General features: G+C 63.5%; 9 protein-coding genes. 8 read left to right on the forward strand and 1 reads right to left on the reverse strand.

Annotated elements, in window-relative coordinates:
* Positions 1-66 precede the first annotated feature (66 nt).
* A complete protein-coding gene (locus tag B6V73_RS01500; RefSeq protein ID WP_088722801.1) occupies positions 67-2,271 on the forward strand; it encodes an NADP-dependent isocitrate dehydrogenase in 2,205 nt (734 codons plus the stop codon).
* A 100-nt stretch (positions 2,272-2,371) separates the two neighbouring features.
* Complete coding sequence (locus B6V73_RS01505) at positions 2,372-3,586, forward strand: NADP-dependent isocitrate dehydrogenase (RefSeq protein ID WP_075774861.1); 1,215 nt, start codon at positions 2,372-2,374, stop codon at positions 3,584-3,586.
* Positions 3,587-3,896: 310 nt separating this feature from the next.
* On the opposite strand, the gene B6V73_RS01510 is transcribed toward B6V73_RS01505, so the two are convergent.
* Complete coding sequence (locus tag B6V73_RS01510) at positions 3,897-4,118, reverse strand: hypothetical protein (RefSeq protein ID WP_088724330.1); 222 nt, start codon at positions 4,116-4,118, stop codon at positions 3,897-3,899.
* A 425-nt stretch (positions 4,119-4,543) separates the two neighbouring features.
* On the opposite strand from B6V73_RS01510, the gene B6V73_RS01515 reads away from it, so the two are divergent.
* From B6V73_RS01515 to B6V73_RS01540, 6 genes are all read left to right on the forward strand, one after another.
* Positions 4,544-5,161 (forward strand): YitT family protein, encoded by a 618-nt coding sequence (locus B6V73_RS01515; RefSeq protein WP_088718578.1) that lies wholly within the window; start codon positions 4,544-4,546, stop codon positions 5,159-5,161.
* 118 nt (positions 5,162-5,279) lie between these two features.
* A complete protein-coding gene (locus B6V73_RS01520; RefSeq protein WP_088724331.1) occupies positions 5,280-5,927 on the forward strand; it encodes a YitT family protein in 648 nt (215 codons plus the stop codon).
* Between the two features lie 18 nt (positions 5,928-5,945).
* Positions 5,946-6,281, forward strand: a complete 336-nt coding sequence (locus B6V73_RS01525) for an SMR family transporter (RefSeq protein WP_075774864.1) — start codon at positions 5,946-5,948, stop codon at positions 6,279-6,281.
* Between the two features lie 98 nt (positions 6,282-6,379).
* Entirely contained in the window at positions 6,380-8,197 is a 1,818-nt protein-coding gene (gene typA, locus B6V73_RS01530; protein ID WP_075774865.1) for a translational GTPase TypA, read from the forward strand.
* A 149-nt stretch (positions 8,198-8,346) separates the two neighbouring features.
* The gene (gyrA, locus tag B6V73_RS01535; protein WP_088724332.1) at positions 8,347-11,181 is read left to right on the forward strand and encodes a DNA gyrase subunit A; all 2,835 of its coding nucleotides are present in this window, start codon (positions 8,347-8,349) and stop codon (positions 11,179-11,181) included.
* A 350-nt stretch (positions 11,182-11,531) separates the two neighbouring features.
* Complete coding sequence (locus B6V73_RS01540) at positions 11,532-13,142, forward strand: BCCT family transporter (protein WP_088724333.1); 1,611 nt, start codon at positions 11,532-11,534, stop codon at positions 13,140-13,142.
* Positions 13,143-13,191: the final 49 nt, after the last annotated feature.

Raw genomic sequence — 13,191 nt, forward strand, 5'->3', positions numbered from 1 at the left:
TAGCCAAGCGCATCTGAATCGGGTAAGAGGCAGCAAACCGAGGCTTCAACCGAAGAGGGCTGTGCCATGAGCGACAAGAACACTCCTGACATCATTTACACCAAGGTCGACGAGGCCCCGGAACTGGCAAGCGCATCGCTGCTGCCGATCGTGCGCAAATTCGCGCAAGCGGCCGGGATTTCGGTGGGCACCAAGGATATCTCGCTCGCGGGCCGCATCCTCGCCACCTTCCCCGAAGCGCTTACCGAAGAGCAACGCCAGTCGGACGATCTGGCCTGGCTCGGCGATTACGTGAAAACGCCGCAGGCCAACGTCATCAAGCTGCCGAACATCTCGGCCTCGGTGCCGCAGCTGGTCGCTGCCGTCCGTGAATTGCAAGGCCAAGGCTACGCCCTGCCCGATTACCCGGAAGAGCCGAAGACCGATGAGGAAAAAGCCGTCCGCGCGAAATACGACTCGATCAAGGGCTCGGCCGTGAACCCGGTGCTGCGCGAGGGCAACTCGGATCGTCGCGCCGCCGCTGCCGTGAAGAAATTCGCGCAGAACAACCCGCACCGCATGGGCGAGTGGACCGCCGACAGCAAGACCCGCGTCGCCTCGATGTCAGAAGGCGATTTCTTCTCGAACGAAGTCTCGGCCACCCTGCCGAAGGCGGCCACCGCCAAGATCGTGCTGGAAGGCGCCGATGGCGAGACCGTTCTCAAGGACGGCGTGAGCTATCCCGAAGGCACCGTTGTCGACGCGACCTACATGTCGGCTGACAAGCTCGACGCCTTCCTCGCCGAGGAAATCAAGAAGACCAAGGACGAAGGCGTCCTGTTCTCGCTGCATATGAAGGCGACGATGATGAAGGTCTCCGACCCGATCATCTTCGGTCATGCGGTGAAGGAATGGCTCAAGCCGGTCTTCGAGAAATACGGTGACAAGATGAAGTCGCTCGGCGTCGATCCCGCCTCGGGCATGGGCGACCTGCTGGAGCGCGTGAAGGGCGAGCCGGAAATCCTGGCTGCGATCGAGGAAGTCCGCGACCAGCGTCCGCCGATGTATATGGTGAACTCGGACAAGGGCATCACCAACCTGCACGTGCCCTCCGATGTCATCATCGACGCCTCGATGCCCGCGCTGATCCGCGCCGGCGGCAAAGGCTGGGGCCCGGACAACAAGGAACACGACTGCGTCTGCGTGATCCCGGACAGCTCCTACGCGCCGGTCTATGACGCGACGATCGAGTATTTCAAAGCCAACGGCAAACTGAACCCCGCCACCGCAGGCACCGTTCAGAACATCGGCCTGATGGCGCAGAAAGCCGAGGAATACGGCTCGCACCCGACCACCTTCGAGATTCCGAACGACGGCACCGTGAAGATGGTTCTGGACGATGGCACGGTCCTGCATTCGCATGACGTGAAGAAGGGCGACATCTGGCGTTCGGCCTCGGCCCGCAAGGCGCCGATCGAAGACTGGGTGAACCTCGCCATCGACCGTCAGAAGGCGACCGGCTACCGCGCGATCTTCTGGCTCGACGAGACCCGCGCTCACGATGCGGAGCTGATCTCCTACGTGAAGCCGATCCTGGAAGCCAAGGGCGTGGCCGACAAGTTCGAGATCATGGCCCCGCGTGAGGCGACCATCGCCTCGCTCGAGACCATCACCAAGGGCGAGAACACCATCGCGATCACCGGCAACGTGCTGCGCGACTACCTGACGGACCTGTTCCCGATCCTGGAGCTGGCCACCTCGGCCAAGATGCTCTCGATCGTGAAGCTGATGCAGGGCGGCGGTCTGTTCGAGACCGGCGCTGGCGGCTCGGCCCCCAAGCACGTTCAGCAGCTGGTGGAGGAAAATCACCTGCGTTGGGACAGCCTCGGCGAATTCTGCGCCCTCGGCGAGAGCTTCAAGTTCTTCGCGGACCAGACCGACAACGCGAAAGCGCGCGTGCTGGGCGAGACGGTCGAGACCGCGACGCAGGGCATTCTCGACAACGACCGGTCGCCCTCGCGCAAGGTCGGCGAGCCCGACAACCGCGCCAGCCACTACTGGTTCGCCCGCTACTGGGCCGAGGCTCTCGCCGCGCAAGGCGACGATACCGAACTGGCCGCCGAATTCGCCCCGATCGCCAAGGCGCTGGCCGAAGGCGAGGCGAAGATCGTGGCCGAACTGGCAGAGGTTCAGGGCAAGCCCGCCGATATCGGCGGCTACTACCACGCCGATCCGAAAAAGCTCGCCGCGGTGATGCGCCCGAGCGAGACGCTCAACGCCATCATCGGCTGAGAGCACTGAGACCAGGGGGCGGCGCGGGCCGCCCCTTTCAATTCCCGGCCTCCCCGGCACACGAACCCGTGAATTAAGCCCGATCTGAAAAGGAACGCGCATGACCAAGATCAAGGTAGAGAACCCCGTCGTCGAACTCGACGGCGACGAGATGACCCGCATCATCTGGGACTTCATCAAGCAGAAACTGATCCTGCCCTATCTCGATATCGACCTGAAATATTACGACCTCGGCATCGAGAGCCGCGACGCGACCGACGACCAGATCACCGTCGATGCGGCCGAGGCGATCAAGCAGTACGGCGTCGGCGTCAAATGTGCGACGATCACCCCCGACGAGGCGCGCATGGAGGAATTCAACCTCAAGCGCATGTATCGTTCGCCCAACGGCACGATCAGAAACATCCTCGGCGGCGTCATCTTCCGCGAGCCGATCATCTGCAAGAACGTCCCGCGCCTCGTGCCCGGCTGGACCAAGCCGATCGTCGTGGGCCGTCACGCCTATGGCGACCAGTACAAGGCCACCGATTTCCGCTTCCCCGGCAAGGGCACGATCACGCTGAAATTCGTGGGCGACGATGGCGAAGTCATCGAGAAGGAAGTGTTCCAGGCGCCTGACGCAGGCGTCGTGATGGGCATGTACAACCTCGACAAGTCGATCATCGACTTCGCGCGCGCCTCGCTGAACTACGGCCTGATGAAGGGCTGGCCGGTTTATCTGTCGACCAAGAACACGATCCTCAAAGCCTATGACGGCCGCTTCAAGGATCTGTTCCAGCAGGTCTTCGAGGAAGAATTCGCCGAGAAGTTCAAGGAAGCCGGCATCTGGTACGAGCATCGCTTGATCGACGACATGGTGGCGAGCTCGCTGAAATGGTCGGGCGGCTATGTCTGGGCCTGCAAGAACTACGACGGCGACGTGCAGTCGGATACGGTCGCGCAGGGCTTCGGTTCGCTGGGTCTGATGACCTCGATCCTGATGACGCCCGATGGCAAGACGGTCGAAGCCGAGGCCGCCCACGGTACGGTCACACGGCACTACCGCCAGCACCAGCAGGGCAAGGAGACCTCGACGAATTCCATCGCCTCGATCTTCGCCTGGACCGGTGGCCTGAAGCACCGCGCCAAGCTGGACGGCAACGCGCAGCTTCAGACCTTCGCGGAAACGCTCGAGAAGGTCTGCGTGCAGGCGGTCGAGGATGGTCACATGACCAAGGACCTCGCGCTGCTCGTGGGCCCCGACCAGAAATGGCTGACCACGATGGGCTTCCTCGAGAAGATCGACGAATACCTGAACAAGTCGCTGTCGCTCTAAAGCGCGCGAAAGGGTTGAGGAAGGCGGGGTTCTCCCCGCCTTTTTCATTTGGCGAGCGACGCCCGACTGGCACGGGGCGACCAGCCCCGGGCCGCGCCCATTCGTCAGGCTTACGCCGCGCCACAGGCGCGACGGTCCCTCCTCATTCCCCCCGGGAGGGCGCATCGGCGGTGTCTCCGCAAGCACGCAGTCATTCGGGCTTGCGAGATAAGCCCCCCTCACACAGGCGGATCAAAGCGCCCACCCGAGGTCGGGCGCGCCCCTCATGTCCTTGCATGGGCCGGGCGCATCACACGCCCGACCCTTTCGTTTACCGCATCAAGCTCCACGGCTCTGGCGGAGGCTCAGCGGGCCCGAGCCCGATATCTCTGCGCAAGTGGTCGCTCAGCTGCCCGGCATCGAGCGGACGCGGCTTGTTTCCGCGGGAAATAAGCGCGAGCAGCGCCGAGCGCAGCACTTTACCTGCGCCGAACTTGGCGATCGTGGCTTCGATGGTGAAGGCGTCGTTCGGACGCTCGAGAGTCTGGATCATGTGATGTCCCGGCGCGGGTCCAATCCCGCAACCGGCCTTTCTTCGATTGATGTGAAAGAAGACCCGACAGGAACCGCGAGAGCGCGGCCAGGATGCGTCGCGACAGGATCGGGACGCGGAATTCGGGTCAGTTTGCGGGAGTGGGGCCTAGGCCCCGGGTCGGATCGGGACGGTCAGGCGAGGCGTCGTGCGACGCGGGCGGTGACCGAAAAACCGATACGGGTTTCGCAATACGCTGCGAGGGCTTGGTGATATGACATCATGGCGGCCCTCCTCTTGACTTGGGCGTTGCGAATGGCGCCACTTGGCCCGATCTCCGACAGCACGGCAACTCACGCGACGGTGTTTGGGAGGTATTGAGGCACCTCTGTTGCCGATGCGCCTCAGTTCTTGCGCTTGGCGTTGCCTCATGGCATCTGAGCGCCATGAGCCAGACCCGCATCCAAGACCCGCATCGTCATACCCTGCCCGAGGACACCCAAGGGCTTCTCTCCGGCACGCTGATGATGGCGCTCGCCGTAGCGCTGCTGCACGGCGCGGGCTTGTTTACCGGGCAGATCGCGGGGCTGTCGCTGGTGCTCTCCTACGTCACCGGGTGGAGCTTCGGTGCGATCTTCTTCACGCTCAACCTGCCCTTCTATTGGCTTGCCTTGCGCCGGATGGGGAAGCGATTCACGGTGAAGACGGTGATCGCAGTGGCCATCCTGTCTGTCTTTACCGAGATCTTGCCGCATCTTCTCAGCTTCGCCACCCTTCACCCCGGTGCGGCGGCTGTCTTGGCGGGGGTCGTCTCGGGCGCAGGGCTTCTGGCGCTGTTTCGCCACGGCGCGAGCCTTGGCGGCGTGGGGATCGTGGCGCTTTATCTACAGGACAAGACCGGGTTCAAAGCGGGCCGCACGCAGATCCTGTTCGATTGCGGCGTGTTCCTCTTCGCGCTGTTCGTGCTGCCGCTCGACAAGGTGCTGTGGTCGCTTCTGGGCGCGATGGTTCTGAACGTGATCATCCTGATCAATCACCGCCGCGACCGCTATATCGCTACCTGATCCGGACGCGATCGGCCGACCACGGGCCCGCGCGCCCTGCCCGACCCTTTCGAGCACTGCAAGGCGGACCTGCGCCCAGCGAGTTGGTAGGTCAGCGATTATGCCCTATTATTAGGTCATGACCACTGACGCACATATCACCGCCGACCAGATCGCAGCCAAAGAGGCGACCCGTCCGCATTACTCGAAGCTCGAGGATCTGCAGGGCCTTGTCGTGGCCGCTGCTCAAGCCGCGCTGGGAATTCACCTGCTGCGCGCCGCGGGCCTCGTGACCGGGGGCACCGCAGGCGCCGCGCTGATCCTGTCCTATATCACGGGGGTCAGCTTCGGGGTCGTGTTCTTCGTGATCAACATCCCCTTCTACGCCTTCGCCTATTACGCGCGCGGCGCAGGCTTTGCGCTGAAAAGCCTCGTGACCGTGACGCTCGTGTCGCTGATGGCCGAGGCGCTCAAACCCGTTCTGCATGTCGCGGATATCCACCCTGCCGTGGCCGCCGTGCTGTTCGGGATCTCTGCAGGCGTCGGCCTTCTCGGCCTCTTCCGTCACAAGGGCTCGCTCGGTGGCGTCTCCATCGTCGCCGTGATCTTGCAGGACAAGTTCGGCTTTCGCGCCGGCTGGACGCAGCTGATCCACGACCTGTGCCTCTTCGTCATCGCGAGCTTCATCCTCGCACCGCCTTTGGTGCTCTACTCGCTTCTGGGTGCAATCGTGCTGAATTTCGTCATCGCGATGAACCACCGCCGGGACTGGTATATCGCCGAGTGATCCGGCAGAGTGCCGGCCATGCTCAAGACCTATGTCATCCTGCTCATCGCGGTCGCTTTCGAGACCTTCGGCTCGGCCTGCCTGCAGGCCAGCCAGCAATTCACGCGGCTCTGGCCGACGGTGGGCGTGGCGGTGGGCTTCATCGGCGGGCTCTATTTCTTCACGCTGGTGCTGAAGGTGCTGCCGCTCGGGATCACCTATGCGCTGTGGTCCGGGATCGGCATGGTCCTGATCGCGGGCGTGGGCTGGCTGATGTTCAATCAGCGGCTGGATTTGCCCGCCCTGATCGGGATCGCGCTGATTCTGACAGGCATCCTCGTGATCAACCTGTTCTCGAAATCGCATTTCCACTGACACGATGCCGCATCGCGGCGAGATCGCCATGCTGGGGGCTAGCCGAGAGGCGATCTTTCCTTTATGGGCGGGGCAACTCAAGAACAGGACGACCTCCCATGGACCTTCGCAACATTGCGATCATCGCTCACGTGGACCACGGCAAGACGACGCTCGTGGACCAGCTTCTGCGCCAATCGGGCGCTTTCCGTGAAAACCAGGCCGTCGCGGAACGCGCGATGGACAGCAACGACATCGAGCGCGAGCGCGGCATCACCATTCTCGCCAAGGCCACCTCGGTGGAATGGGGCGGCACCCGCATCAACATCGTCGACACCCCCGGCCACGCCGATTTCGGCGGCGAGGTCGAGCGTATCCTCTCGATGGTGGACGGTGTCGTGCTGCTGGTGGACGCAGCCGAAGGCCCGATGCCGCAGACCAAGTTCGTGACCTCGAAGGCACTTGCGCTTGGCCTGAAGCCGATCGTCGTGCTCAACAAGGTCGACAAGCCCGCGGCCGAGCCCGACCGCGCGCTGGACGAGGTGTTCGACCTCTTCGCGAATCTCGGCGCCGATGACGAGCAGCTCGACTTCCCGCATCTCTATGCCTCGGGCATCGGTGGCTGGGCGGATACCGAGCTGGACGGCCCGCGCGAGAACCTCGACGCGCTGTTCGAGCTGATCCTGAAGCATGTCGAGCCGCCGAAGCAGGAATTCCGCGCCGACGAGCCGTTCCAGATGCTGGCCACCACGCTCTCGGCCGACCCGTTCATCGGGCGCATCCTGACCGGCCGTATCGAGGCGGGCACGCTCAAGGTCGGCGATCAGCTCAAGGCGCTCTCGCGCAAGGGCGAGCGCATCGAAGCCTTCCGCTGCACCAAGATCCTCGCCTTCCGTGGCCTGTCGCAGCAGCCGATCGACGAAGCCGTCGCTGGCGACATCGTCACCGTCGCAGGCATGACCAAGGCCACCGTCGCCGACACGCTCTGCGCGCCGGAAGTCGATACCCCGATCGACGCCCAGCCGATCGATCCGCCGACGATCTCCGTGACCTTCGGCATCAACGACTCGCCGCTCGCCGGCAAGGACGGCTCGAAGGTGCAGTCGCGCGTCATTCGCGACCGCCTGATGAAAGAGGCCGAAACCAACGTCGCGATCCGCGTCGAGGACACCCCGGGCGGCGAGGCTTTCGTGGTCTCGGGTCGTGGCGAACTTCAGATGGGCGTTCTGATCGAGAACATGCGCCGTGAAGGGTTCGAACTGTCGATCTCGCGCCCGAAGGTGATCTTCCGCGAGGAAGACGGCCAGCGCATGGAGCCGATCGAGGAAGTCATCGTCGACGTGGACGACGAGTATTCCGGCGTCGTGATCGAGAAGCTGACCGGCTACCGCAAGGGCGAACTGGCCGAGATGCGCCCGGCCGAGGGTGGCAAGACCCGCATCGTGGCCCATGTCCCCTCGCGCGGCATGATCGGCTATCAGGGCGAGTTCCTGACCGACACGCGCGGCTCGGGCGTGCTGAACCGCCTGTTCCATAGCTGGGCGCCCTACAAGGGCCAGATCGACGGGCGTCGTCAGGGCGTTCTGATCTCGATGGAGAATGGCGTCTCTGTCGCCTACGCGCTGTGGAACCTCGAGGAGCGCGGCAAGCTGTTCATCGGCTCGCAGGAGCAGGTCTATACCGGGATGATCATCGGCGAGCATTCGCGCGACAATGATCTCGAAGTGAACCCGCTCAAGGGCAAGAAGCTGACCAACGTCCGCGCCTCGGGCACGGATGAAGCGGTCCGCCTGACCCCGCCGGTGCGTCTGTCGCTAGAGGAGGCCATCGCCTATATCAACGACGACGAACTGGTCGAAGTCACGCCCAAGGCGATCCGCCTGCGCAAACTGCACCTCGATCCGCACGAGCGGAAGCGCGCAGCCCGCGAAGGCTGATCGGCTGCGGCACGGGCCGCGCCCCGATCGCCCTAACCTGACGTCACGAAGAAGGCCCCGCGCACCCGCCGGGGCCTTCTCCATGATTGCACCCGCCGCTTGCGGCCTTTATAAGGTTCCACAACAATATCTAGAATATCGAGGCGCGCGTGACCGACACTCCTGAACCGCCGGAAACCGAAGAAGAAGGCCCCGGGCGGCCCGCTTATCTCGGCCCCACCGTTTCCATCGCGGACGAGATGAAAACCGCCTATCTCGATTACGCGATGAGCGTGATCGTGAGCCGCGCGATCCCCGATCTGCGCGACGGTCTGAAACCCGTTCACCGGCGCATCCTCTACGCGATGCACGAGACCGGGAACACTTTCGACAAGCCCTATCGCAAGTCGGCGCGTCCGGTCGGCGACGTCATGGGTCAGTATCACCCGCATGGCGACGCCGCGATCTACGACGCGTTGGTGCGGATGGCGCAGCCCTTCTCGATGTCGCTGCCGCTGCTCGACGGTCAGGGCAACTTCGGCTCGATGGACGGCGATAACGCGGCGGCGATGCGCTACACCGAAGTGCGCATGGCGAAACCGGCCAATTACATTCTCGCCGATATCGAGAAAGACACGGTCGATTTCCAGGACAACTACGACGGCAAGCAGGAAGAGCCGACGGTTCTGCCCGCACGCTTCCCGAACATGCTGGTCAACGGCGCGGGCGGTATCGCCGTCGGCATGGCGACCAACATTCCGCCGCACAACCTCGGCGAGGTCTGCGACGCGACGCTGGCGTTGATCGAGAACCCCGACATGTCGGACGAGGCGATCATGGAGATCGTCCCCGCCCCCGACTTTCCGACCGGCGGCCAGATCATGGGGCGCGGCGGTGCGCGCAAGGCTTACCTCGAGGGCCGTGGCTCGGTCATCATCCGAGCGAAGACCCGCGTGGAAGAGATCCGCAAGGACCGCTTCGCGATCATCCTCGACGAGATTCCCTATCAAGTGAACAAGGCGGCGATGATCGAGAAGATCGCCGATCTCGTGCGCGAGAAGAAACTCGAAGGCATCTCGAACATCGCCGACGAATCCGACCGCGTTGGCGTGCGTGTCGTGATCGAACTGAAGCGCGACGCGACCCCCGATGTGGTGCTGAACCAGCTTTTCCGCTTCACGCAAATGCAGACCTCCTTCGGCTGCAACATGCTGGCGCTGAACGGCGGCCGCCCCGAGCAACTGACGCTGCGCCAGTTCCTCACCTATTTCATCAGCTTCCGCGAGGAAGTCGTCGCACGCCGCACCGCATTCGAACTGCGCAAGGCGCGCGAGCGCAGCCACATCCTCTGCGGTCTGGCCGTGGCGGTGTCGAACGTGGACGAGGTCGTGGCGACCATCCGCTCCTCGGCCGACGCGGCAGAGGCCCGCACCCGCCTGATGGAGCGGCGCTGGCCCGCGCATGACATCGTCGAATATCTCAAGCTGATCGACGATCCGCTGCATCCGGTCAACGATGACGGCACCTACAACCTGTCGGAAACGCAGGCCCGCGCGATCCTCGATCTGCGTCTTCAGCGTCTGACCCAGATCGGCGTGAAGGAAGTCACGGACGAGCTCGCCCAGCTGGCCGAGAAGATCCGCGAATACCTCGCCATCCTCGCCTCGCGCGAGCGGATCATGGGTATCATCGCCGACGAGCTGCGCGAAGTGCGCGAGCTGTTTGCCGTGCCGCGCCGCACCGAGATCATCGACTGGGCCGGCGACATGGCCGACGAAGACCTGATCGAGCGCGAAGACATGGTCGTGACGGTCACCCAGGGCGGCTACATCAAGCGCACGCCTCTGGCCGATTTCCGCTCGCAGAAGCGTGGCGGCAAGGGGCTGTCGGGTGGCGCGCTGAAAGATGACGACACGGTCACCACGCTGTTCGTCGCCAACACTCACACGCAGCTTCTGTTCTTCACGACCGAAGGCATGGTCTACAAGATGAAGTGCTGGCAGCTGCCGCTCGGCTCTCGCCAGTCGAAGGGCAAGGCGATCGTCAACATCCTGCCGATCCCCACAGGCGTGTCGATCGCCGCGATCACCCCGGTCGATCGCGACGAGGCGGAATGGGACGACCTGCAGATGGTCTTCGCGACCTCCAAGGGTACCGTGCGCCGCAACCGCCTGTCGGATTTCACCAACGTCATGCGAAACGGCAAGATCGCGATGAAGTTCGAGGACGAGAACGCCGGAATGCGCCTGATCAATGCGCGCATCTGTTCCGAGGACGACGACGTGATGCTGGTCACCGCCAGCGGTCGCGCGATCCGCTTCCCGGTGCCAGAAGTGCGCGTGTTCAACTCGCGCAACTCGGTCGGCGTTCGCGGCATCAAGCTGAAGGGCGATGACGAGGTCGTCTCGATGTCGGTGATCCGCCACTTCGAAGCCAGCTCGGAAGAGCGCGCCGCCTATCTCAAACAGCGTCGCCTGATGGCGGGCGTGACCGAGGACGAGGTCGAGCCCGACGAGGACGAGGAAACCGTGGCCGAGGGGCCGCTGTCGATGGAGCGCTATGCCGAGATGTCGGCGGCCGAAGATCTGATCCTGACGATCACCTCGAAGGGGTCGGGCAAGATCTCGTCGAGCCATGACTACCCGACCCGCGGTCGCGGCGGTCAGGGCGTGACGGCGATCGACAAGGCGATGCGGGGCGGCCCGCTGGTGGCCTCCTTCCCGGTCGAGATGAGCGATCAGATCATGCTCGCCACCTCGACGGGTCAGTCGATCCGCTGCCCGGTGGAAGACATCTCCTTCCGCTCGCGCTCTGCCGGTGGCGTGCGTGTGTTCAACACCGCCAAGGGCGAAGTCGTGGTCTCGGTCGCGCGGATCGCCGATCAGGGCGACGACGACGATCTGGATCCGGATTCCGATGGGTCGACCGATGGACCCGATGCACCCGATGCACCTTCCGCGCCGGACGCCTCCGGGAACGGCGGTGCGGAGGGTAGCGAAAGCTGATCCAGCGTAAGCTGCTCGCAATTCGCAACGGCTTCGCAAAAAAGCAATGAAATCAAGCCCCCGTTCCGCAAGGACCGGGGGCTTTCCCATTATGGCTTCCACGTTAGAAGAATAGTCGCGATGGCGAGTTCGATCTCTGGAACGTCGGCCTCCGCGTCACCCCTGGAAAAGGTTCGACCACGAACCTCTTCCGCCACAACCTCGCCTTCTGATCGCACGGAGTTTCGATGTTGCGGCTCAGCCACGTGCCGCACCGTTTCGACTCTTTGTTGCTCTCAATTCGCCATTTGCCCGGAACCACCCCTGAAGCCACCCGTTGCGGTTGCACTATTCAAAAAAGGGAGAGTTTCATGAAAGCCTTGGCAGATAGGCTCGGCCTAAGAACCGACCCGACGATTTTCTTCGTATCGGCAGGCTTCACGATCGTCTTCGTGCTCGCCCTTGTGATCTTTCCCGGCCCGATTGGCGACGCGTTCGCCGCGGGCCGTTCCTGGATCGTCGCCAATCTCGGCTGGTTCTTCATTCTCGGCGTCAATATCTGGCTGGGCTTCCTGATCTGGGCCGCGCTGTCGCGCCATGGCCATATCCGGCTCGGGCCGAAGGACAGCCGCCCGGAATATGGCAATCTGTCATGGTTCACGATGCTGTTCGCGGGCGGTATCGGCACGGTGCTGATGTTCTGGGGCGTGGCCGAACCGATCAGCCATTTCTCCGAACCGCCGCTGCCGGGCGTCGAGCCTTTTTCCGACGAGGCCGCGAAAGACGCGATCTCCATCGCGATCTATCACCTCGGCCTGCACACCTGGACGATCTTCACGCTGCCGGGGCTGGGGTTTGCCTATTTCATCAACCGCTACGACCTGCCGGTGCGGGTCTCTTCGGTGTTCTACCCGCTCCTGAAAGAGGGCATCAACGGGCCGATCGGAAAGGCGATCGACATAGCTTCGATCCTCGGCACGCTGTTTGGCGTCGCCGTCTCGCTCGGCCTCGGCTCCAGCCAGATCGCCGCCGGCCTCGATGCGCTTCTCGGTACGGGCGACGGCACCTTCGTCAAGATCGCGATCCTCACCGCGCTGACCGCCGTTGCGATCACCTCCATCGTCGCTGGGCTCGACAAGGGCGTGAAGCTGCTGTCGAATATCAATATCGGCATGGCGGTCGGTCTGATGGTCTTCGTGCTGATCTTCGGCTCGACCCTGTTCCTGCTGCGCGGGATCGTCCAGACCTTCGGGCTCTATTTCTCCAACCTGCCGCATCTGGCCTTCTGGAACGACATGCTGGCCAACGAGAACCCCGACACGCCCGGCTGGGGCTGGCAGGGCTCGTGGACGGTGTTCTACTGGGCCTGGACGGTGACCTGGTCGCCCTTCATCGGGCTGTTCGTCGCGCGCATCTCGCGCGGTCGCACGGTGCGCGAATTCGTCTTCGGCGTGCTGCTGGCGCCCTCGCTCTTCACCCTGATCTGGTTCGCGATCTTCGGCTGGCAGGCGATGGAGTTCGACGGCATCGGACAGGCGGCGCGCGCCGCGATGGGCGATCAGGCGGGGCAATTGTCGAAAGCGGTCTCCGATAGCGTTCCGCTCGCGATGTTCGCCTTCTTCGAGCATTTCCCCTTCGTCCATATCGTTCAGGGCATCGCCGTCGTCGTGGTGGCGATCTTCTTCGCGACGTCGTCGGACTCGGCCTCGCTGGTGGTCGACATGCTCTGCACCGGCACGCCGACGCCCGGCCCCGTCCATCAGCGCGTTTTCTGGGGCGCGGCCGAAGGTCTGGTCGCGGCGATGCTGATCGTACTCGCAGGCGATGCCGGGTTGACCGCGCTGCAACAGGTGATCACCGTCGTGGGCCTGCCGATCTTCATACTGGTGTCGATGATGATCCCTTCGATCATCAAGGGATTTGCGCTTGAAGACATCGACCATGTCTCGATCGGCAAGAGACCCAAGCTCGACGATTTCTGATCGCAAGAAACGGCCCGGGGATGCTCCGGGCCGTTTCCCGTTTTCCCTC

The sequence above is a fragment of the Thioclava sp. JM3 genome (genome assembly GCF_002213185.1).
Lineage (GTDB): Bacteria > Pseudomonadota > Alphaproteobacteria > Rhodobacterales > Rhodobacteraceae > Thioclava > Thioclava nitratireducens.